This window comes from Micromonospora aridisoli (assembly GCF_056150025.1).
On record NZ_JAXCFK010000012.1, the window covers coordinates 195,403 to 216,942 of the forward strand.

Below are 21,540 nucleotides of genomic sequence, written 5' to 3' on the forward strand. Positions count from 1 at the left end.
GACTCAGACCCCTCGGGCGAACAGCGCCAGGCGCACCCGGTTGGGGCTGCCCGTCTTGGTCATCAGGCTGGTGACATGGGACTTGACCGTGGTGACGCCGATGTGCAGCCGCTCGGCGATCTCGCCGTTGGACAGCCCGTCGGCGACCAGGTCCAGCACCTGCTGCTCCCGGACGGTCAGCCCGTCGACCGGCGACGGCGTCCCGGTGCGGGCGTGCACCGCCCGCTGCACCAGCCGGCGCAGCACCTCCTGGCTGAACGGGCTGTCGCCCGCCGCGGCGCGACGCACGCCGTCCAGCAGATCGGCCGGCGGCGCGTCCTTGAGCAGGAAGCCGCAGGCGCCGGCCGTCAACGCCGGATAGAGGTGGTCGTCGTCGCCGAACGTGGTCAGCACCAGCACGCGGGCACCGGGACGCTCGGCGAGGATCCGGGTGGTCGCGGAGATCCCGTCGACGCCCGGCATGCGCAGGTCCATCACGACGACGTCGGGCACCAGCCGCGCGGCGAGGGCGATCGCGTCGCGGCCGTTGTCGGCCTCGCCGACGACCTCGATGTCGGGCTGGGCCTCGCAGAGCATGCGCAGACCGGCGCGGATGAGATGCTGGTCGTCGACCAGCAGCACCCGGATCACGCCCGCTCCGAAGCACGCGGGCCCGCGGGGGGCTCGCCGGGCACAGTCGACGTCGACGCACCGACCGACGCGTCGGCGCGTGACGTCGTGTCCGGACCGCCGCCGGTCGACGATGGCGGCGCGGACGCCCCGGCCATCCGGTGCCCGGCAGGCAGCACGGTGGCCACCCGCCACCCGGTGCCGGTCGGGCCGGCGGTCAACTGCCCGCCGAGCACCTCGACCCGTTCGCGCATTCCGGTGATGCCGTGGCCGCCACCGGCCGGCATCGTGGCCGGCACCCAACCACGCCCGTCGTCGACCACCTCCCAGTGGACGGCCCCGTCGACCACGCCGACGGACAGGCGGGCCACGGCGGAGCTGCCGGCGTGCTTGGCCACGTTCGTCAGCGCCTCCTGGCTGAGGCGCAGCACCGCGAGGCCGCGTACCGCGTCGAGCGTGCCGACCGCCGGGTCGATGTCGGCGGCGACGGTGACACCGGCCTGGCGGGCCCGGTCCACGGCGGCGCCGAGGGCGGCCGGCAGCGCCGACGGCTCGATCGCGGTCAGCGCGGCGTCGCCGCGTACGCCGTCGGGGTCGCGCAGCACCGCGACCAGCCGGCGCAGGTCGGCCAGGGCGGCGGTGCCGGTACCGTGCACGTCGTCGAAGACCGCGCCCACCCGCGGGTCCAGGTCGGTCAGCACGTGTCGGGCCACCCCGACCCGCAGCACCATCGACGCCACGTGGTGCGCGACCACGTCGTGCAGTTCCCGGGCGATGGCGCTGCGTTCGTCGGCACGCGCCGCGCGGCTCTCCGACTCGCGCCGACGCTGCTCCTCCTCGGCCCGCCGCCGCGACTGCCGCCCGAGTTCCCGGGTGGTCCGGATGACCAGCCCGAGCAGCAGCGGAACACCCACCTCGGGCAGCAATCCGAACACTCCGGAGAGGAAACGTGGCAGCGGGTCGCCGATCGAGTCGGTCAGGTCGACCGCGGCCAGCAGCCCCGCCGCCAACCAGATGGTCCGGCTGCGGCGGGCCGCCATGGTCACTTCGAGCAGCGCCCAGCTGGCACCCACCTGATTGATCATGAAGTCGTCGATCAGCCAGATCGCGACCGCCAGCAGTGCCGTCTGCGCGAGCAGATTGACCAGCGGCCGGTGGTGCAGCGCCAGCCCCACCGCGAAGGCGAACGCCGCGAGGACCCACTGCGTGGTCGTCGGCTCGACCAGGGCACCGAAGAAGAGATATCCCAGGCCGGCGAGGACCAGCAGCACCATCCGCGCGAGGCTGTCGCGCGCGTCGAACAGCCGTCCCAACCAGCCCACCGCCTCAGCCTAGGCGGTGCGGCTCGGGGCCACGAGTGGCCGGTGGGCGGGCCCATCCGGTGCGTACGGCCAGATAGGCGGCCAGGCCGAGCGGGCCCAGCAAGATCGTCAGCACCAGCACCGGCGCCATCACCAGCGGCGGGATCGCGCGTTCCCGGCTGTCGAGCCACGCCCAGCGGCCGACGAACAGGTCGAAGGCGATCATGTGGGCCCAGGCGGCCGCCGCGCCGTCGGCACCGCCGAGCAACGCCCGGACACCGTCCAGGGAGGGGGAGAGCACGGCCGGCAGAACCTCACCGAACGCCGGGACCACCAGGATCGCGTAGATCGCTACTCCCGGTGCCACGATCAGTGGCGACCGGATGATCCGGTGCGTCACCGCCCAGTTCGGCAGCAGGATCATCAGCATCCAGAAGGGCGCGGCGACCGCGAACGTCAGGGCGAAGAGGGCGCCGGTCACGCCGTCACCTCCGCCCGCTCGTCACCGTCGACCCGGCCCGCCGGCCCCGCCGGTCGCGACTCGTCCCCGTTCAGCGGTGCCCGACGCCGGGCCAGCACCCCACCCACGGCGGCCAGGGTCGCCACCGCCAGCGCTGCGGCAGCGACCAGGGTGAGCGCGTCCGGTCGCAGCAGTGGCTGCCCGCGCAGGGCCTGCCAGGTCAGCAGGACCGTCGCCGCGCCGTAGGCGACACCAGCGACGAGCAGCAGTCGCGCCCGCGTCCGCTCGTCGAGCCGGCCACCGGCGAACCGGCCCAACAGCAGCGCCAGGATCGGCAACGCCTGCAGCCCGTGCAGCCCCACGAAGTGCCCGATCCGCAGGTCTCCGCCGGTCGTGCTCCAGCCGACCAGCGGCAGCCCCGGCCCACCGTCCGGTACGCCCACGCTGTGCGCCCCGGCGATGCCCTCGATGGCGGGAGCCTGACCGGGCAACGTCATCGGCACCGCCACCAGCATGCCGAGCGCGGCGAGACCGAGTCCCAGGCCGATCGCGTAACGGACGGCCCGGTCGGCCATCGGCTGCCGCAGCACCGCGACCCCGATCACGACGTGCGCGACGAACAGCACCATGATCGCCGCACCCATGAGCTGCCACAGTCCGGCGTTCAGCGCGCTGGTCTCGTTGTAGTGGCTGGTGGTGCCACGTAGCACCTGGCCGACGATGACGACCATCTCCACCACCCCCATGGCCACCACCACCGTCACCGCCCACTCCGCGACCCGGCTGCGCCGACGCAGCAGCGAGAGCAGCCAGGCAAGGGTGCCGCCGTACAGCACGAAGGACACCGAGAACTTGAACGGCTTGAGCCAGATCGGCGCGCCGGTCAGGACCCGCTGGTCGGCGACGATGCCGACCGCGCAGACGACGGCGAGGACCGCCATCGCCGAGACGAAGACCATCAGGGGACGGTGCCGGTACGCCCGCCGCGACAGGTTGTCAGTCATGTCTGTAGATGCTGCTGGGCGTACGCAGGGCCGTCGCCCGACCTCGGGTCCCGATCGCGGCCGATGGTCGGGTGGCCGTCTCCTCCCTGGGTAGGAGAGAGAGACCGTCGACGTCGAGCAGGGCCGGACGCCTCTGTCGGGGGCGCGGTGGCGGTGGCAGGCTGGAAAGGTAAAGGAGGAGGCGATGACCACCAACACTTCAAAGAAGAAGCGGCAGTGGACGGTCGACGATGTGATGACCCGTGACGTGGTGTCGGTCAGCCCGGACACCTCGTACCGCGAGGTGGTTGACGCGCTGGTGAACAGCGGCGCGAGTGCGGTGCCCGTGATCGACGCGGAGGGCCATGTCCTCGGCGTCGTGTCCGAGGCCGACCTGTTGCACAAGATCGAAGCCGCCGGTGACGAGCGGCACCGGCGGATCATCGGTGTTCGTCGGGTGGCGGCGAAGGCGCAGGCCAACGTCGCCGCCGACCTGATGACCGCCCCGGCGGTCGTGGTCGAACCGACGGCGTCCCTCGCCGCGGCGGCCCGACGGCTGGAAACGGAACAGGTCAAGCGGATGCCGGTCGTGGACGCCGAACGGCGGCTCGTCGGCATCGTGTCACGGCGGGACCTGCTGCGGATCCACACCCGGCCGGACGAGGAAATCCGCGCCGACGTCGTCGACAACGTGCTGCGCGGTCTCTGGGTCGACCCGGGCACGGTGACGGTCGGCGTGACGGACGGCGTGGTGACGTTGTCCGGCACCGTCGAGAGTCGCAGTCTCGCCGGCATCGTCGCCGATCACACGGCGAGGCTCGCCGGCGTCGTCGAGGTGATCGACGAGCTGACCTGGGACCGTGACGACTCGGAGCTGATCGGGTCGCGGGGCTACGCGTTCGGCACCCCCGATCGCCTCATGCGGCCCTCGCGTGACTGAAGCTGGTCCGCGGAATCTCGACGAGGCGGGGTTCCCGGCCCGCCGGGTGGCGGGCCGGGGCCCCGGCTGGTACCGGGGCGACGTCCATCTGCACACGGTGCTCTCCACCGGCGGTGAACTCACCCCGGGCCAGCTCGCCGCCGCGGCCCGCGAGGTGGGGCTGGACTTCGTGGCCACCACCGAGCACAACACCTCGGCCGGGCACGGCGACTGGGCCCGGCACGCCGGCGACGACCTGCTGGTGATCCTCGGCCAGGAGGTCACCACCCGCACCGGGCACTGGCTAGCCCTCGGCGTCGAACCGGGGCGACAGGTCGAGTGGTGCTACGGCGTGCGGGACGACGCCATCGACCGGCACCTGACCCGGGTACGTCGGTCGGGCGGAATCTGTGTGGCCGCGCACCCGTACGCGCCGTACGAGTCCGGGACGCTGGCCTACCCGTACCGCTGGTTCGACGCCGTGGAGGTGTGGAACGGGCAGTGGTGCTCGGACCTGCCGTGGAACGCCGACAACGAGGCGGCACTGGCCGAGTGGGGCCGCAACCTCGGCCACGACGTCCATCAGGGACGGTGGTGGCCGGCGGTCGGCAACAGCGACGCCCACCTCGCCGGCCAGCTCGGCACACCGCACACCGTGGTCTTCACCGAGGAGCTGAGCGTCGACGCAGTCCTCGCCGGCCTGCGGGCCGGCCGGAGCTGGATCGCCGGTTCGGCCGCCGTCGACCTGGAACTCACCGCCTCGACCGACGACCGGACCGCCGGCGTCGGTGAACGTCTGCACTCCGGCGGTGAACCGGTCACGGTACGGGTGCGGGTGTCCGGGGTGCCGTCCGGCACCGTCAGCCTGCACACCGAGCGCGGCACGGTGCTCCGCGACCGACTTCCCGCCGACGGGGCGGGCACGGTCCAGTGGCGCACGGCCGCGTCGGACTGCGGCTTCGTCCGGGTCGAGGTACGCCATCCGGACCGGCGGATGGCCGCCCTGACCAACCCCGTCCTGCTGGCCTGACACGCGCCGGTGACGGCACCCGGCGTGTCACATCCACGATCCGGCCGGGGTCGAATGGATGAGCCGTCAGTAGTGGGGGAGTGGCATGGGAGAGTCCGCCTGGTTGGCCGAGCGGTTCGAGCAGCAGCGGCCGTACCTGCATTCGGTGGCCTACCGGATGCTCGGATCGCTCGGCGAGGCGGAGGACGCCGTGCAGGAGACCTGGTTGCGGCTGTCCCGCGCCGACTCCGACGAGGTCGACAACCTCGCCGCCTGGCTGACCACGGTGGTCGCCCGCGTGTGCCTGAACATCCTGCGTACCCGGCAGCGGCGGCGTGAGGAGCCACTGGACACCCGGGTACCCGACCCGGTGATCACACCCGCCGGACCCGACGATCCCGAGCACGCCGCCGTGCTGGCCGACTCGGTGGGCCTGGCGCTGCTGGTGGTGCTCGACACGCTGACTCCCGCCGAACGTCTCGCGTTCGTGCTGCACGACATGTTCGGGGTGCCCTTCGACGAGATCGCCCCGATGATCGACCGGTCGCCGGCCGCCGCGCGACAGTTGGCCAGCCGGGCCCGCCGTCGGGTACGCGGTCAGGCGCCGCCGCCCGACACCGACCTTGCCCGCCAGCGCGCGGTCGTCACCGCGTTCCTCGCCGCCGCCCGCGACGGCGACATCGACGGGCTGGTCGCCGTGCTGCATCCGGACGTGGTGCTCCGGGCCGACGGCGGCAGCACGCGCGCCCGGCACACCACCGTGATCACCGGGGCGCGGGCGGTGGCCGCGCAGGCCACGACCTTCGGCCGCTTCTCGCCGTTCGCGCGTCACGCGGTGATCAACGGCGCCGCCGGAGTGGTCGTCATGGCGTCGGATCGCCCGCTGTCGGTCATGGCGTTCGAGATCCGTGACGCGCGGGTCACCGAGATCGATGTGATCGCCGATCCGGAGCGCCTGGACGGGTTCGACTTCTCCGCCTTCGCCGGCTGACGGCCGACCGTCGGCACGACGCATCGGCCCCGGTCGGCGCGTCGGCGGGACGACGCGTCGGCCCGGGGCAGCGTGTCGGTGGGACGACGCGTCGGGTCGGCGCGGAGCCGCGCCGGCGGCGGATCAGCGTGGCGAAACGTACGCCAGCGGCGCGCGGACGTCGCCCCAGGTGCCGGTCAGCGTGGTACCGGCCGGCGCGGGCACCGATCCGGGGCGGCGGATCACGCCCAGCTCGACGGTGTCGGTGACGATGAGCGTCAGGTCGCCGTCGACCACCCGGCGCACCGCGCCGACGGCGGGCACGTCGCCGCCGGGGGCGTCGCTGGTGATGTCCATGCTCGGCTCCCGCACCTCGCGCCGGCCGTCGACCTCGAAGTACTCCTCGGCCTGCCCGGAGTTGGCGAGAATGGCGTCGGCCAGCGCGGCCGCGTACACCGGGTCGCCGACCGCGTCGTAGACCCAGCGCCGGCCGAGCACCGAGTGCTCGGTGGTGCCCACCAGCCGGTCGTCGGCACCGTCCAGCGGCGCGCCACGGTAGGTCAACGGCACCTGGTGCACCGGCCCGTCACCGCCCCGGACGAGGATCGTCTCGATGCCCACCTGCCCGGCGGGATCGTCGAACCGGTACCCGGCCACCCGCGTCACGTCGGCGCTGCCCGCGTACCAGTCGCGGGAAGGGAGCCAGGTCGCCAACAACTCCAGCTTGGTGGGACGCATGTCCGCCCGGTGCAACAACGCCATGTGCCGCATCGTACGCACCACGCGCAGCGGCCCGCTGCCCGCGTGACAGTGGGTAAAACGGTGGCGTCGACGGCCGCCCGGACCCAGACTCGGCCCTGATGGACCAGATCCGGCACACCGTGGAACTCGTCGGGAGTGTGCTCGGCGACCGGCTCGTCGGTGCCTACCTGCACGGTTCGGCCGTGCTCGGCGGGTTGCGGCCCGCCAGCGACCTCGACGTGCTCGTCGTCGCGGCCGACAGCCTGGTCGACCGGCAACGGCGGTTGCTGCTCGACGGGCTGCTGGCCACCTCCGGTTCGGTGAACCAGGCCCGCCCGGTCGAGCTGACCGTGGTCGTCGCGACCCAGGTCCAACCCTGGCGGTACCCGCCCACCGTCGACTTCCAGTACGGCGAGTGGCTGCGCGAGGCGTACCTGGCCGGCACGGTCCCGCAGCCGGAGACGATGGCGGACCTGACACTGGTGGTCGCGGCGGCCCGCGCCGGTGATCACCCGCTGGCCGGACCGCCCCCGGCCCGGGTGCTGGATCCGGTGCCCCGCGCCGACGTCGTCCGGGCGAGCCTGGCCGGCGTACCGGGGCTGCTCGACGATCTCGACGGCGACACCCGCAACGTACTGCTCACCCTCGCCCGGGTCTGGTTCACCGTGGCCACCGGCGAGGTCCGCGCCAAGGACGCCGCGGCCGACTGGGCCCTGGACCGCCTGCCGCCGGAACACCGGCCCGTCCTGGCCCACGCCCGCCGGCTGTACCTGGACTGTCGCTACGAGCAGGAGACCTGGAGCGAGACGTTGCGGGCCCAGGTCCGCCCGCACGTCCACGAAGTGCTGCGCCGCATAGCACAGGCCCGACGGCCCCACGGGTGAGCGGTCAGCCGGGCGCACGGCAGGTGGCGGTGCGCGCAGGTGGCGGTGCGCGGCGGAACTGCTCGGGCAGGTGTGCGGGCCTGCCCAGCGGGTACGCGCCGGCTTTCGACGACGGGAGCCGAGATGGCCGACGAGGCGCCGGACTACTTCCAGCCCGAGGGCGGAATGGTCCTCACCCACCTCCTGATCGTGCGCGACGTCAACCGCTCCCGGGAGTTCTACCGGCGAGTGCTGGGCGCGACGGTGGTGCGCGAGCGTCGTCCGGCCGTCCTGCGCCTGCACAACAGCTACATCGTGCTCAACGACGAGGGCGGCCCCACCGACGACAAGCCGACCGTACGAGCCCAGGCGCCGGCAGACCCGAACACGCTCAGCGGCGCGATCAACATCCGGGTGACCGACGTGCACGCCGTCTACGAGCGGTGGCGTGCCCGCGGCGGGGAGTTTCTGACCGAACCGAAGGACCACGCTGCGGAGATCCGCTGCTATCTGCGGGACCCGGACGGCTACCTGATCGAGGTCGGCCAGGCCACCGGCATCCTCGCCGAACAGGGCCGGGTCGCCGGGCCCGGCGACCCGGGGCGGGCCGCCGCCTGACATCTCATCGACAACCGGAGGAGACCGTGACCCAGCAGAAGCACGAGTCGGACAGTCAGCCCCGACTGCACCAGCACGGCCGGGAGATCCAGGCGTTCGGTACCGTCCGGCAGCTGCCGGTCGCCCTTTCCTACAACAGCCGGATGTACGCGTGTGAGCGGCTGAACCTGATCCTCGCCGACACCCGCATCCTGCATTCGCTGTACAAGAAACACCACTGGCTGATGCGTGGCCCGACCTTTTACCAGCTTCATCTGCTGCTCGACAAGCACGCCACCGAGCAGCTGGAACTGGTCGACATGATCGCCGAGCGGATCCAGACCCTGGGCGGCATCGCGGTGGGGGACCCGCGTCACGTGGCCGAGATGACCCGGATCCCGCGCCCGCCGAACGGGGCCGAGGAGGTGCCGGCGATGCTGTCGCGCCTGCTGGAGGCGCACGAGACGATTCTCGGGGACGCACACGACGCGGCGGCGCGGGTGGCCGAGGCCGGCGACGACGGCAGCAACGACCTGCTGGTCTCGAACGTGATCCGAACCAACGAGTTGCAGACCTGGTTCATCGCCGAGCACCTCGTGGACACGCCCGTGGTCTCGATCTGAGCGGCGAGGTCCGGCGCGGTCTACGGCGGCGCGGACGACGGTGACGTCCCCAGCGCGCGCACCGCGGTCGACGACATCACGGCCAGTTCGGGTTCCGCGGGCAGGAACACCGTCGGGACGCCCAGCGCCTGGTTCATCGCGGCGAGCCGGTACTCGGCCTGCAGGTCGGTGGTGTTACGCACGCCGCGGACGATCACCCCAGCGTCGTGGCGACGGCAGTAGGTGGCGGTCAACCCGCGCCAGGCCACCACGGTGACGGAGGTCCACTCGGCCGGCAGCATGGCCCGCACCGCGGCCGCTCGTGCCTCCTCGTCGGTGCCCGGATGCTTGGCGCTGTTGACCGCCACGAGCACCACCACGTCGGCGAAGAGGTCGCGCGCCCGGTGCAGCACGTTGAGGTGCCCCGGGGTGAAGGGATCGAAGCTGCCGGGGTAGACCGCTCGCACGCGTACGCCACCGGCGGTGATCTGCTGCTCGGCGCCGTGGCGGCGGAGCCAGGCTTGCGCGCCGGTGTCGGTGCTCATGGCCCGACTGTAGGTATCGGCTGGCGCGTCCGCTGGCCCTGGGCGCGGGCGATTCGTCACATCGCCGTGAGCGCGCCGATCGGCCTCAGGCGGGGTGGGGTTCGGTGCTGCGTTCCGGCTCCCACATCGAGGCCATCTCGTCGAAGGCGTGCTCCATGATCTGCTTCATGGCCCGGCGGGCGCCCTCCCCGTCGCCGCGCTGGATCGACTGGGCGACGTCGGCGTGCAGTTGCAGCGCCTGCTCGTGCGGGTGGTGCGGCATGAGGTGGTAGTGGTGGCGGCCGGTGAGCACCTCGGCGACCAGGTCCTGCAGCTTGACGAACATCTCGTTGCCCGAGGCGCGTAGCACCCGGCGATGGAACTCGATGTCCAGGCTGAGGAAGCGTTCCTCGTCGCCGGCCTTGCCCGCGGCCCACATCTTCGCGGCCAGGCCCACCAGGTCGCTCGCCCCGTCGTGGTCGACCCGGTGCGCGGCGAGCCAGGCGGCGTGTGGTTCCACCGCGGTCCGCAGCTCGGTGATCGAGCGGAGCTGGGCGATGCGCCCGGCCGAGGCGAGCCGCCAGCGGATCACCTGCGGGTCGAAGACGTTCCAGTCTCCGGCCGGGCGGATCATGACGCCGACCCGGCGTCGGGTCTCGATGAACCCCATTGACGCGAGCACCCGGAGCACCTCGCGGATCACCGAGCGGGACACCGCGTAGCGGTCGACCAGGTCATCGATGTTGAGCACCGCCCCTGGCGCGAGTTCCCCGCCGCAGATGGCGGTGCCGAGGTGGTCGAGGACGCGTCCGTGCAGCCCGGCCTCGGCAGGGGCGGTCTGAGCGGACGCCTCCGGGGAGGTCAGATCCACGGTTGGATCATATCAGTTAGGTCTATCCCTTGAATAAGTCTGCTTTTTCGGCCTAGCATCTCGCAATTGAACGGATTCAACAAGTACCTCGCCGACCTGACCGAGCGGCCAACGGCAGCGCCGCCGGTGGCACCCTCCGCCGAGTACGTTCCCGCGCGAGAAAGGCACCCCTCGTGAAGATCGTGGCCGCCGACGTCATCGTCTCCAGTCCGGACCGCAACTTCGTCACACTGAAGATCACCACAGAGGACGGCCTGACCGGTCTCGGTGACGGTACGCTCAACGGACGTGAACTCTCCGTCGCCTCGTACCTGCGTGACCACGTGGTGCCGCTGCTGCTCGGGCGCGACGCGCACCGCATCGAGGACGCCTGGCAGTTCCTGTACCGCTCGGCCTACTGGCGACGCGGGCCGGTCACCATGGCCGCCATCGCCGCGGTCGACGTCGCGCTCTGGGACATCAAGGCCAAGGCCGCGGGGATGCCGCTCTACCAGTTGCTCGGCGGCGCGTCGCGCACCGGCATCATGGCGTACGGCCACGCCTCCGGCCGCGACCTGCCGGAGCTGTTCGACTCCATCCGGTCGCACCTCGAACTCGGCTTCCGGTCGATCCGGGTGCAGACCTCCGTGCCCGGCATCAACGCCGTGTACGGCGTGGCCACCCAGCCCAGCGCCGACGGCAAGCGCTACGACTACGAGCCGGCGCAGCGCACCCCGCTGCCGGCCGAGGAGGACTGGGACACCCGCGCGTACCTGCGTCACCTGCCCGGCGTCTTCGAGGCGGTACGCAACGAGTTCGGGCCCGAACTGCCGCTGCTGCACGACGGGCACCACCGGATGACCCCGATCCAGGCCGCGAAGCTGGGCAAGGCCCTCGAACCGTACGACCTGTTCTGGTTGGAGGACTGCACCCCGGCAGAGAACCAGGAGGCGCTGCGGCTGGTCCGCCAGCACACCACCACGCCGCTGGCGATCGGCGAGGTCTTCAACACCGTCTGGGACTACCAGACGCTGATCCGGGAACAGCTGATCGACTACGTACGCTCGGCGGTCACCCACACCGGCGGCATCACCGCGATGCGCAAGCTGCTCGACTTCGCCGCGCAGTACCAGATCAAGTCCGGCATCCACGGCCCGACCGACATCTCGCCGGTCGGCATGGCCGCCGCGCTCCACCTCGACCTGGCCATCCACAACTTCGGCATCCAGGAGTACATGCGCCACGGCGACCTCACCAACGAGGTGTTCCGTCAGTCGTTCACCTTCACCGACGGTTACCTGCACCCGGGTGAGCAGCCGGGTCTCGGTGTCGAGCTGGACGAGGAGGCGGCCGCCCGTTTCCCGTACCAGCCGGCGTACCTGCCGTTCAACCGACTCCAGGACGGCACCGTCCATGACTGGTGACCAGTCGACCCGGCACGTGGTGGTGATGGGCGTCTCCGGAGCCGGAAAGACGACCGTGGCGCGGGGGGTCGCCGCGCTGACCGGGCTGGTGTTCGCCGAGGCCGACGAGTTCCACTCGGCGGCGAACGTGACCCGGATGCGGGCCGGCGTACCCCTGGACGACGCGGCCCGCTGGCCGTGGCTGCGCGCCCTGGCCGACTGGATGGCCGCCCGGCATCGGGAGGGTGTGTCGACGGTGCTGGCCTGCTCGGCGCTCAAGCACTCGTACCGGGAGGTGCTCCGGCAGGGTCCACCGGAGGTGGACTTCGTGCACCTGGCCGGGCCGACCGAGGTGATCCGGGAGCGGTTGACGCTGCGGGCGGGCCACTACATGCCGGCGAGCCTGCTCGACTCGCAGACCGCCACCCTGGAGCCGCTCCGCCCCGATGAGCGGGGCCTCGTGCTCGACCTGCGACTCACCACCGACGCGCTGATCACCACCGCCGCGAACCAGCTAAACCTCCCCCGCCACCCCACCCCCGTCCCACCCCACCCCTAACCCCCACCCCCGCCCCGGGTCCGCGTCGATCTTGCAACTTCTGTCCCCGCAAAGGCCTCGCAGGGGGACACGTAGGCGACCGAAAGTGCAAGATCGGCGGGCGGGGGCGGGGTGGGGGTAGCACGGGGGGTGGGGTGGGGGGCGGGTTTGGGGGTTTTGGGGGTACGGCGGGGGGTGGGGGGCCACCATCGAGCCGCAGGGGTGCGGAGACCGACGGCGGGTGGCGAGCGTGCGGGAGACAGCGGTCGAGCCGATCGTCAGTGCCGACGATGCCGGCCTGGCGGAGCAGGTGTGGCGCAACGCAACCGAGGATCCGGACGCGGTGCAGTTCGTCCGGCCCGAACCCGATCCCCGGTCGTGGCCGGTGCGCCGCTCCGGACGTGGTGGCGCCCTGCCGGTGACCTGCCGGCAGTTCCGCGACGACGTGCTGGCGGTGGCCCGTGGCTTCCTCGCCGCGGGGATCGCACACGGCGATCGGGTGGGGCTGCTCAGCCGGACCCGGTACGAGTGGACGCTCGTCGACTACGCCCTCTGGTCGATCGGCGCGGTGACGGTGCCGATCTACGACACCTCCAGCACGGAGCAGATCCGCTGGATGCTCGGTGACTCGGGTGCTGTCGGGTGCGTGCTGGAGACCGCCGACCATGCCGCCAGCGTGGCCGAGCTGAAGCCGGAGCTGCCCGAGTTGCGGCAGACGTGGCGCATCGACGCCGGCGACCTCATCGAGCTGGTGGCGCGGGGCCGAGCCGTCGACGCCGCCGAGGTGGAGGCCCGTCGAGCCGCCGTGAAGGGCGCCGACATCGCCACCATCGTCTACACCAGCGGCACCACCGGACCGCCCAAGGGCTGCGTGCTGGCCCACCACAACCTGTCCGCCGACATCGGCAACGCCACCGCCGTGCTGCCCGAACTGCTGCATCCGGGCGCGTTGACGGTGCTGTTCCTGCCGCTGGCACACGCCTTCGCCCGGTTGATCCAGGTCGGTATGGTGCACACCCGCGCCACGATGGTGCACAGCGCCGACCTCTCCGGCGTACTCGACCAGCTGCGCCGGTTCCGGCCCACCTTCATCCTGGCCGTGCCCCGGATGTTCGAGAAGATGCACGACCAGGCCCGGCACACCGCCGAGGACGCGCACCGGGGGTGGCTGTTCGGTCTCGCCGAGCGGGCGGCCGTGCGGTACAGCCGCGCGTTGGACACCCCGAGCGGGCCCGGCGTACTGCTGCGCCTGGCGCACCTGGTGTTCGACCTGGCCGCGTACCGTCGGCTGCGCGCCGCGCTCGGCGGACGGTGCCGGATGGCCATCGTCGGCGGCGCGCCGATGGGGGAGCGGCTGGGCCACTTCTTCCGGGGTGCCGGCATCACGGTGCTGGAGGGGTACGGGTTGACCGAGACCTCTCCGGCGCTGACCGCGAACCTGCCGACGGCGATTCGGATCGGCACGGTCGGGCGACCCCTGCCGGGTGTGCGCATCCGGATCGCCGACGACGGCGAGATCCACGCCCGTGGCGAGGTGGTGTTCGGTGGCTACTGGAACAACCCGGAGGCCACCCGGGAGGCGCTGACCGACGACGGCTGGCTGCGCACCGGCGACCTGGGCGCACTCGACGACGACGGCTTCCTGCGGATCACCGGCCGGACGAAGGAGATCATGGTCACGGCCGCGGGCAAGAACCTCGCGCCCGCGCCGATCGAGGAGCGCATCCGGGCACATCCGCTGGTCAGCCAGGTGATGCTCGTCGCCGACGGCCGTCCGTACGTGGCCGCACTGGTTACCGTCGATCCGCAGGCGTGGACGCGTTGGCGGGAGCAGCACGGGCATTCCGGGGCGTCGGTGTCCGCGTTGCGGGACAGCCCGCAACTGCGTGCGGAGATTCAGACCGCCATCGATCGGGCGAACCGGAGCGTCTCCCGGGCCGAGCAGGTCAAGACCTTCCGGATCCTGCACCGCGACCTCACCGAGGCCGACGGGGAACTCACCCCCACCCTCAAGATCAAACGGGAGGCCGTGCAGGACCACTTCGCCGACGAGGTGGCCGCCCTCTATGAGGGGCACTAGCGTCGCGACGCCGCCGCCCAGCCAGTGGTGATCATGAATAGCGCGGCGCTGTAGGTCGCCATCACCAGCACACCCTGACCGGGCATCGTCGTCCCAGCCGCACCAAGGCCGATCAGCAGGTCCGAGAAGAGGAACAACGCGCCGCCGAGAGCGACCCGCCGGCCGAGCGCGGTCGCGGTCGCCGCCATCACGCTCAACGCGAGGCTGTACCCGAGCACCGGCAGCCGCAGCTCGCCCAGCCGGGGCCAGAGCAACGCGTTCGCCGCTGCCCACAGCGCCAGATACCCGGCCACCGCCACCGGTCGGGGCCAGCGGTGACCGACGAACGCGGTGATGAACGCCAGCTGCGTGCCGAGGAAGCAGCCCATCCCGACCAGGAACGCGGCGTCCGACGGCAGCAGCAGCGCGACGTCCCCGGCGGTGGCGAGGAGCAGCCCGACGGTGACCGGGGCACCCGCCGCGCGGACCCGCCAGAGCCAGGCCAGCAGCAGCGGCGCCAAGAGCGGCTTGGCCAACCACTGCACCGCGCGCACGTCGGTGGCGACGGCGATCAGTTCGACGGCGGCCACGGCGGCGAACACCCACAGCAGCGTCGCGTCGCGCTCCGGGCGCTGGTTCGGTACGCCGGCCGGTCGCCTCGCCGGGCCGGTGTCGGATGCGGGCTTCACCGGGCCGGCTGCCAGCCGGGGCGGCCCAGCAGGTAGCCGAGCCGCTCCCGCCACGACCTGGCGGTACGCAGGTCCCGCGCGATCGCCGCGTACTCGTGCGTCGCCACCCGCAGCGGGTTGTAGGTGCCGATGTTCTTGGTCAGGCCGTACCGGACCGCCTCGCTCTCGGCCTGGAAGCTGCCGAAGAGCCGGTCCCAGATGATCAGGATGCCGCCGTAGTTGCGGTCCAGGTACTCGGCGTTCGAGCCGTGGTGCACCCGGTGGTGCGACGGGGTGTTGAAGAGAAACTCGATCGGTCGTGGCAGCACGTTGATCCGCTCGGTGTGCAGGAAGAACTGGTAGAGCAGGCTGATCGACTGCTGTAGGAAGATCATCCACGGTGGAATGCCGAGCAGGGCCAGACCGAGCCAGAACGGCAGCGACGTCATCGGCGTCCAACTCTGCCGCAGCGCCGTGGAGAAGTTGAAGAACACGCTGGAGTGGTGCACCACGTGTCCCGCCCACAGCAGCCGGACCTCGTGGTGCGCCCGGTGGAACCAGTAGTAGGCGAAGTCGTCGGCGAAGAACAACAGCACCCACACCCACCAGTCGCCGGGGGAGAGACTGAACGGTGAGATGGTGTACGCGGCGGCGTACAGACCGATCGTGAGCAGCTTCCACGGCACGCCGATGACCTGACTGCCGGCGCCCATGGTCAGGCTGGTGGCGGTGTCGCGGGCCTCGTAGCCGCGCTCGGCGTCGTCGGGCGCGAACCGGTAGGACAACGCCTCGACGATGATGAGCAGCAGGAACGCGGGGATGGCGTAGAGCACGGCGGGGATCATGCCCGGCTGTCCTTTCTGGTCGGGGCGGTGAGTGCGGCGGTGAGCAGGGACCGGGCCTGTTCGACGGCGTCGGTGTCCCGGCCGTCGGCGATGGCCTCGGCCAGCCGGCGGTGCCCGGTGACGTCGAGAAGTTCGGTGGCGCGCCGCTGCGGCGGCACCTCGGCCACCGCCAGGGCACCGGCCACCAGACTGTTGAAAGCCAGCAGGTACGCGGTGTTACCGCAGCCGTCCAGGATGAGCCGCCACACCCCGATGTTGGCCTCACCCATGGCCGTCAGGTCGGGGGCGAGGGCGGCGAACTCCTCGACCGCGTGCACGATCCGACGCCGTGCCGCCTCGTCGGCGCGGCGGGCGCAGAGCCGGGCCGCGTCCACCCCGATGCAGGCCCGCATGTCCATCATGTCGCGAACCAGGGTGGCAACCGGCAGGACGTCGCCGGACTGCACCAGGGACATTGCGAGGTCCAGGCCGGCGTGCACCCGCCAGTCCAGCACCCGGGTCGCCCCGCCCTGGCTGACCCGGACCAGGCCGAGCTGCTGCAACCGGCGTAGTGCCTCGCGTACCGCGTGCCGGTTCACCTGGAAGGTCGCGGCCAGCTCGCGCTCGCCCGGCAGGCTGTCGTCGGTGCGATAGGTGCCGCTGACGATGGCGTCGCGCAACTGTCCGAAGACGAGGTCGGAGACGGAGGCCCGGGTGACGGGGACGAATGCCATGACCGGCAGTGTGGCCCAGCGCACATCAACTCGTCAACTGGTTGGACCAGTATCGGTCGCATCGATCCGACACGCCCGTAGGCTGGTGACCTGGGCATTGCGGTGAGTTAGGGTGCCTTCGCGGTGAGTGGCGGTCGGGCATGGGAGGCGCCGGTGACGAGACGACGGCGTGGCCTCGTTGGCGCGGCGTTACGACTGGGCCTCCTGATCGTGGCTGCCGGCGTGGCGTGGTGTGCCTACGACGTCGCCTCTCCGGATGTCGCCCACGCCGCCGACGACCCGCCCGTCGCCACCCGGGACGCACCGGCCACCCGGGCCGCCGACCTGGTCCGCGGCCTGCTCGCCCCGGAGCCGCAGGGGTCGACGTCATCACCCGACCAGTCACCACCGGCGGAGCCGGGGGATCAGACCACGCCCCCCACCGATGCCGGACCACCGGACGCTCCGCCGCCACCTGCCGGCGCGCCGCCGGTGGGTGCGGCACCGCCCGCCGGACAGATGACGCCGCCCGCCGACCCGGCTCGGTCGAACCCGGCTCCGACCGGGCCGGCGTCGCCACCGGCCGCTCCGGACCGGGCCGGCGACCCGCCGCCGGCGGACCGCGCGGCCGGATCGCCGCCTCCTCCGAGCAGCGTCGACAACCGATCGGCGGAGTTGGTGGCGCGGCTGATCGCGCCGCTGCCCGAAGCGGTACGCGACGAGGTGGCCGCTCGGGTCGCCGCCGCGGGACCGCTCGCGGAGCCGCTGATCGCCGTGCTCGAGCAGCTCCTGGAGCCCGATCCGCCACTGCTCGACTCCATCGTGGCCGGCCTGGACCCTCCGCTGCTGGACTGGGCGCCGATCCTCGACCTGTTGGCACCGGTACTCGACGTCCTGGAACCCGTCGTCGGCCTGCCGCAGCCCGCGCCGGCCCCGACGCCGATGGACCCCGCTCCCGAACCCGATCCGGATCCCGCCGCGCCGCCGGGAGCCGAGCCGGCGGCACCGAGCCTGCCGGGCCTTGCCGGCCTCGGCACGGACAACCGCCGGTCGGCCCGCTCGGCCCACGGCGTAATCCGCCACGGCTCGGAACCCTCGACAGCGTCGCGGCCGCAGAGCCCCGAACGGATCGTCGACGAAGGACAGCACGAGCGGAAGCGGCGGGCCGGGCGCACACCGGGCGAGCCGCCGCTGTCCCCGGCTCCCGGCACGAGCGGCGCCGACCAGGCCTGTACCTCGCACAGCGGCCCGGTCGACACCGGTGCGGCCGGCTGGACGCCGCCGCCGGTCAGCAGCCGGGTGAGCCGCCCGGCGCGTGCCCGGCTGCGGCGCTCCCGATCGCCACGCCCACGCAGCCGGCCGGCCTGACCGGAGCGGAAAGCGCCATCCGCGCCGCCACGCCGGTCAGGGCCGTGCGGCGCGACGCCTGACCGCCGTACCCCGCGACCGTCATCGGCCTCGGCCGCGCTCGTCCGCGCGGTGCCGGCCGAACCCCGTCTTGCCGACCTCACGCCTCACCAGGAGCTGCCATGCACGTCACCCTGCCGGTCAACCGCGCCCGATGGTGCGACCTCGACTGGCTCGTCGACCTCGTCACCGCCACGATCGTCCCGACGTCCCTCGGCGCGTGGCTCGTGCCCGACCAGCGGCGGCGACCCGCCGTGATCGCCGCCGTGGCCCGGATCTGGATCGAGCACGCCCTGCTGTTCGGCGACGCGTTCCTGCTCAAGGATGGCACCGCCGCGACCGTCTGGTTCCACCGGTACCGCCCGATCCCACCGCCGCCACGCTACGACGAGCGACTCGACGACGGCAGCGGCGAACATGCCGTCCGCTTCCGTCGTCTCGATCACATCCTCACCAACCGGCGTCCCGTCGAGGCCCACAACCACCTGGCGTTCCTCGCCGCACCACCGGACGCGGACCGGGCCCGACAGGCCGCGGCGGTCCTCGCCGGCAGCCACCGGTGGATGGACAACCTCGGCCTGCCCACGTACACAGAAGTGCACGGCGACGACGACCTGCACCTCCACCACCGGTTCGGCTACCGCGCACGGCACCGCGTCTCGCGGCCCGACGGGTCCGCGGTACACCTCCTCTGGCGACCGGTGCCGTCGGTCCGGCTCTTCCGGTCCGATCCTTCGATGCCTCGGTCGGATCCCGCCGGAGCCCCGGAACCGGCCCGGTCGCTGACGGTGACCGAGGCCGTGGCAGGTGTCCCGGTCTGCCGGTGACCGCTGGCGTGTCGCCGGGCCGTCGGGCGTCTCGCGAACTCCGGTTCGGGGAGCGCCCGGACGGCCCGGCCGCGGGCTCAGCGCTGGGCGGTCGGTGACGGGGGAGCGCTGCCACCCTGGGTGGCCTCGCCGGACATCAGCTCCACAATCGCCTTGCGGTCGGCCGCCGAGGGCAGGCCCCAGCCGGGCTGGTACCCGTACACCTCGCGCAGCGGGCTGGCGCTGGTCCGCCCGCCGAGAATCTCGACGGCGTCGGTGTCGATCAGGCCGGGGTGCTCGACCCCGCATGCCTCGGCGACCTTCGTCAGGTCCCGCCGCAGGGTCTTCACGTAGTGTGCCGCCCGCACGGCCTTCGACGTCGGGTCCAGCCCTCGGGTCAGCCAGGCGTTCTGGGTGGCCACCCCGGTGGGGCAGGTGTCGGCGTGGCACTTCTGCGCCTGGATGCAGCCGATCGCCAGCATCGCCTCCCGGCCGACGGCCACCATGTCGCAACCGAGCGCGAAGGCGACCACCGCGTTGTCGGGCAGGCCGAGCTTGCCGGAGCCGATGAAGACGACCTGCTCGTGCAGGTCACGTTCGGCGAAGATGGGGTAGATCCGGGCGAAGCCCTGTTGGAACGGCAACGACACGGAGTCGGTGAAGATCAGCGGCGCGGCGCCGGTACCGCCCTCGCCGCCGTCGACGGTGACGAAGTCGACTCCCCGGCCGGTGTCGCGCATCAGGTCGGCCAGCTCGGTCCAGAAGTCGAGGTCGCCCACGGCGGACTTGATGCCGACCGGCAGACCGGTCTCGGCGGCCAGGAGTTCCACCCAGTCGAGCAGGCTGTCGCAGTCGGAGAACTCCGCGTGCCGCGACGGGCTGACGCAGTCCTGCCCCACCGGGATCCCGCGGGTCGCGGCGATCTCCGCGGAGACCTTCGCCGCCGGTAGCAGGCCGCCCAGGCTGGGCTTGGCACCCTGGCTGAGTTTGATCTCCAGCGCCCGCACCGGGGCGCTGGCCACCACGTCCTTGAGGCGGGCCAGGTCGAAGCGGCCTCGCTCGTCGCGGCAGCCGAAGTACGCGGTGCCGATCTGCAGGATCAGTTCTCCACCATGGCGGTGGTACGGCGACAGCCCGCCCTCGCCGGTGTTGTGCAGACAGCCGGCGATCGCCGCGCCACGGTTCAGCGCCTCGACCGCGGGACCGGACAGCGAGCCGAAGCTCATCCCCGAGATGGTCACCACCGATTCGGGCCGGAACGCGTGGGTGCGCCTGCGGGCGGCCCCGAGCACCTTCGCCGAGGGCAGCCGCACCTCGTGGCCGATCGTCGGGGTTGACGCGGGCACCGCCCGCCCGAAGGTGCGGTGCTTGATCACCGGGTAGCCCGGGGTGTACTCGATGTCGTTGTCGGTGCCGAACCCGAAGTAGTTGTTCTGTCGCTTCGCCGAGGCGTACACCCAGCGACGCTGGTCCCGGGTGAACGGACGTTCCTCGTTGTTGCCGGCCACGATGTACTGCCTCAGCTCCGGCCCGAGCGATTCGAGCAGGTAGCGGGCGCGACCCAGGAGCGGGAAGTTGCGTCTCAGCGCGTGCTCGCGCTGCAGCAGGTCACGGGCGGCGAGCGCGGCGAGGGCGGTGACGGCGGCGGGTACGGCGTGACGGGCCCATCTCATCCCGCCACACTTTCCGTCGCCGGCCTCGGTCAAACGTCCAGACGCGCAGCTCAGGCCCGGCATGGCAGGTCGGCGGCGACCTACTCCTCGATGGCTCCGCCCATCCGGCGCAGATGCTGCCGGAAGGTCAGCGACGGGTCGGCCGCCCGGGCGGCCAGATAGTCGGCGAAGCCGGTCTGGTCGCGTAGCGTCTCGCCGGCCCGGATCCGGCGAGCCTGCTCCCGCTCGGTACGCCCGATCCGCGCCGCCGTGTCGAGCACCTGCCCGACCTGGTCGGCGGCGACGAAGAGCACCCCGTCGTCGTCGGCGAGCACCACATCGGTGGAGTCCACCAGGTGCGGGCCGAAGCGCGCGCTGGTCAGCGTCTCCGGCCCTCGCCCGTCGAGTCGCAGTGGGCCGAGCGGACACGCGCCGTAGCTGAACACCGGCAGGTCGATGTCGACCAGCTCCGGGGTGTCCCGGTGCAGCCCCCAGACCACCACACCGGAGAGTCCGACCGCGACCGCCTCCAGTACCGCCAGGTCTCCCACGCACGCCTCGTCCACGCGCCCCTCGTTGTCGATCACGAGCACGTCACCGGCGGCGGCCCGGCCGTACGCCTCCAGGAACACGTCCACGCTGCCGTGGTGCCGAACCGGCAGCACCCGTCCGGCCACCCGCTGTCCGTCGCGGACCGGCCGGACGCCCACCGGCGCGGCGCGGGGCGGCACCCCCAGGCGTACGCAGGCGTCGGCCACCAGGGGCGTGGACAGTTCGGCGAATCGGTCGATCATTCCGTCCGTCCTTTCCACGACGATGCCGGCCCGCCATCGTAGGAGCGGCGACCCGAAGCCGAGCCAGGTCCAATCCGCCGCCGCTGGTTCCGTCCCCCCGGCGATCTCCCCGAACAGGTGGTCGATCCGGTCGGCCGCAGCGTCAGAGGACGCGGTTCGTCAACGGCCGAAAGTTTCGATCCCGGACGTCGATCGGCTGACTCTCCGGGCTCCGGCGCGGTCCATCGCCCCAGGTAGATGCCGCATTG

Annotated in this window: 23 protein-coding genes; 11 read left to right on the forward strand and 12 right to left on the reverse strand. The window is 72.2% G+C overall.

The features are described from left to right. Positions 1 to 3 precede the first annotated feature (3 nt). From SM447_RS24025 to SM447_RS24040, 4 genes are read right to left on the reverse strand one after another with little or no spacing between them, the layout of a single operon-like run. Positions 4 to 630, reverse strand: a complete 627-nt coding sequence (locus SM447_RS24025; protein WP_474575114.1) for a response regulator transcription factor — start codon at positions 628 to 630, stop codon at positions 4 to 6. Further along, positions 627 to 1,931 (reverse strand): sensor histidine kinase, encoded by a 1,305-nt coding sequence (locus SM447_RS24030; RefSeq protein ID WP_474575115.1) that lies wholly within the window; start codon positions 1,929 to 1,931, stop codon positions 627 to 629. The genes SM447_RS24025 and SM447_RS24030 overlap by 4 nt, the downstream gene beginning before the upstream one ends. A gap of 4 nt (positions 1,932 to 1,935) precedes the next feature. Next, complete coding sequence (locus SM447_RS24035; RefSeq protein WP_474575116.1) at positions 1,936 to 2,391, reverse strand: ABA4-like family protein; 456 nt, start codon at positions 2,389 to 2,391, stop codon at positions 1,936 to 1,938. Continuing rightward, on the reverse strand, positions 2,388 to 3,374 hold the full coding sequence (locus SM447_RS24040) for a hypothetical protein (protein WP_474575117.1): 987 nt from the start codon (positions 3,372 to 3,374) through the stop codon (positions 2,388 to 2,390). Before SM447_RS24040 ends, SM447_RS24035 begins: the two co-directional genes overlap by 4 nt. Before the next feature lie 184 nt (positions 3,375 to 3,558). On the opposite strand from SM447_RS24040, the gene SM447_RS24045 reads away from it, so the two are divergent. The 3 genes from SM447_RS24045 to sigJ all read left to right on the forward strand — a co-directional run bounded on the left by SM447_RS24045 (position 3,559) and on the right by sigJ (position 6,272). Then, complete coding sequence (locus tag SM447_RS24045; RefSeq protein WP_474575118.1) at positions 3,559 to 4,293, forward strand: CBS domain-containing protein; 735 nt, start codon at positions 3,559 to 3,561, stop codon at positions 4,291 to 4,293. Continuing rightward, entirely contained in the window at positions 4,286 to 5,302 is a 1,017-nt protein-coding gene (locus SM447_RS24050) for a CehA/McbA family metallohydrolase (RefSeq protein ID WP_474575119.1), read from the forward strand. Before SM447_RS24045 ends, SM447_RS24050 begins: the two co-directional genes overlap by 8 nt. 85 nt (positions 5,303 to 5,387) lie before the next feature. Beyond that, a complete protein-coding gene (gene sigJ / locus SM447_RS24055; protein WP_474575120.1) occupies positions 5,388 to 6,272 on the forward strand; it encodes an RNA polymerase sigma factor SigJ in 885 nt (294 codons plus the stop codon). A 123-nt stretch (positions 6,273 to 6,395) separates the two neighbouring features. Here the strand turns inward: sigJ and SM447_RS24060 are convergent, their stop codons facing one another. After that, the gene (locus SM447_RS24060) at positions 6,396 to 7,013 is read right to left on the reverse strand and encodes a CG0192-related protein (RefSeq protein ID WP_474575121.1); all 618 of its coding nucleotides are present in this window, start codon (positions 7,011 to 7,013) and stop codon (positions 6,396 to 6,398) included. 98 nt (positions 7,014 to 7,111) lie between these two features. On the opposite strand from SM447_RS24060, the gene SM447_RS24065 reads away from it, so the two are divergent. The 3 genes from SM447_RS24065 to SM447_RS24075 all read left to right on the forward strand — a co-directional run bounded on the left by SM447_RS24065 (position 7,112) and on the right by SM447_RS24075 (position 9,075). Continuing rightward, positions 7,112 to 7,876 carry an aminoglycoside adenylyltransferase family protein gene (locus SM447_RS24065; protein ID WP_474575122.1) on the forward strand — a complete coding sequence of 255 codons (765 nt, stop codon included), beginning with the start codon at positions 7,112 to 7,114 and terminating at the stop codon, positions 7,874 to 7,876. A gap of 123 nt (positions 7,877 to 7,999) precedes the next feature. Continuing rightward, positions 8,000 to 8,473, forward strand: a complete 474-nt coding sequence (locus SM447_RS24070; RefSeq protein WP_474575123.1) for a VOC family protein — start codon at positions 8,000 to 8,002, stop codon at positions 8,471 to 8,473. A gap of 26 nt (positions 8,474 to 8,499) precedes the next feature. Continuing rightward, the gene (locus tag SM447_RS24075; protein WP_474575124.1) at positions 8,500 to 9,075 is read left to right on the forward strand and encodes a Dps family protein; all 576 of its coding nucleotides are present in this window, start codon (positions 8,500 to 8,502) and stop codon (positions 9,073 to 9,075) included. A gap of 20 nt (positions 9,076 to 9,095) precedes the next feature. Here the strand turns inward: SM447_RS24075 and coaD are convergent, their stop codons facing one another. Both coaD and SM447_RS24085 read right to left on the reverse strand, forming a co-directional pair. After that, a complete protein-coding gene (coaD, locus tag SM447_RS24080; RefSeq protein ID WP_474575125.1) occupies positions 9,096 to 9,599 on the reverse strand; it encodes a pantetheine-phosphate adenylyltransferase in 504 nt (167 codons plus the stop codon). A gap of 85 nt (positions 9,600 to 9,684) precedes the next feature. After that, complete coding sequence (locus SM447_RS24085; RefSeq protein WP_474575126.1) at positions 9,685 to 10,449, reverse strand: FadR/GntR family transcriptional regulator; 765 nt, start codon at positions 10,447 to 10,449, stop codon at positions 9,685 to 9,687. Between the two features lie 173 nt (positions 10,450 to 10,622). Here SM447_RS24085 and manD point away from each other — a divergent pair, with 173 nt between their 5' ends. The 3 genes from manD to SM447_RS24100 all read left to right on the forward strand — a co-directional run bounded on the left by manD (position 10,623) and on the right by SM447_RS24100 (position 14,449). Next, positions 10,623 to 11,852, forward strand: coding sequence for a D-mannonate dehydratase ManD (manD, locus tag SM447_RS24090; RefSeq protein ID WP_474575127.1), 1,230 nt, complete (start codon positions 10,623 to 10,625; stop codon positions 11,850 to 11,852). Further along, the gene (locus SM447_RS24095; RefSeq protein WP_474575128.1) at positions 11,842 to 12,390 is read left to right on the forward strand and encodes a gluconokinase; all 549 of its coding nucleotides are present in this window, start codon (positions 11,842 to 11,844) and stop codon (positions 12,388 to 12,390) included. The genes manD and SM447_RS24095 overlap by 11 nt, the downstream gene beginning before the upstream one ends. A gap of 229 nt (positions 12,391 to 12,619) precedes the next feature. Continuing rightward, a complete protein-coding gene (locus tag SM447_RS24100; protein WP_474575129.1) occupies positions 12,620 to 14,449 on the forward strand; it encodes an AMP-dependent synthetase/ligase in 1,830 nt (609 codons plus the stop codon). Here the strand turns inward: SM447_RS24100 and SM447_RS24105 are convergent. From SM447_RS24105 to SM447_RS24115, 3 genes are read right to left on the reverse strand one after another with little or no spacing between them, the layout of a single operon-like run. Further along, positions 14,446 to 15,117 (reverse strand): lysoplasmalogenase, encoded by a 672-nt coding sequence (locus tag SM447_RS24105; RefSeq protein WP_474575130.1) that lies wholly within the window; start codon positions 15,115 to 15,117, stop codon positions 14,446 to 14,448. The genes SM447_RS24100 and SM447_RS24105 overlap by 4 nt on opposite strands. After that, positions 15,114 to 15,941, reverse strand: a complete 828-nt coding sequence (locus SM447_RS24110; protein WP_474575131.1) for a sterol desaturase family protein — start codon at positions 15,939 to 15,941, stop codon at positions 15,114 to 15,116. Before SM447_RS24110 ends, SM447_RS24105 begins: the two co-directional genes overlap by 4 nt. Further along, complete coding sequence (locus SM447_RS24115) at positions 15,938 to 16,654, reverse strand: FadR/GntR family transcriptional regulator (protein WP_474575132.1); 717 nt, start codon at positions 16,652 to 16,654, stop codon at positions 15,938 to 15,940. Before SM447_RS24115 ends, SM447_RS24110 begins: the two co-directional genes overlap by 4 nt. A 153-nt stretch (positions 16,655 to 16,807) precedes the next feature. Here SM447_RS24115 and SM447_RS24120 point away from each other — a divergent pair, with 153 nt between their 5' ends. Then, complete coding sequence (locus tag SM447_RS24120) at positions 16,808 to 18,001, forward strand: hypothetical protein (RefSeq protein WP_474575133.1); 1,194 nt, start codon at positions 16,808 to 16,810, stop codon at positions 17,999 to 18,001. 161 nt (positions 18,002 to 18,162) lie between these two features. Beyond that, the gene (locus tag SM447_RS24125) at positions 18,163 to 18,867 is read left to right on the forward strand and encodes a hypothetical protein (RefSeq protein WP_474575134.1); all 705 of its coding nucleotides are present in this window, start codon (positions 18,163 to 18,165) and stop codon (positions 18,865 to 18,867) included. Positions 18,868 to 18,944: 77 nt separating this feature from the next. On the opposite strand, the gene SM447_RS24130 is transcribed toward SM447_RS24125, so the two are convergent. Both SM447_RS24130 and SM447_RS24135 read right to left on the reverse strand, forming a co-directional pair. Continuing rightward, positions 18,945 to 20,519 carry a glutamate synthase-related protein gene (locus tag SM447_RS24130; RefSeq protein ID WP_474575135.1) on the reverse strand — a complete coding sequence of 525 codons (1,575 nt, stop codon included), beginning with the start codon at positions 20,517 to 20,519 and terminating at the stop codon, positions 18,945 to 18,947. An 80-nt stretch (positions 20,520 to 20,599) separates the two neighbouring features. Further along, complete coding sequence (locus SM447_RS24135; protein ID WP_474575136.1) at positions 20,600 to 21,292, reverse strand: RraA family protein; 693 nt, start codon at positions 21,290 to 21,292, stop codon at positions 20,600 to 20,602. Positions 21,293 to 21,540 lie beyond the last annotated feature (248 nt).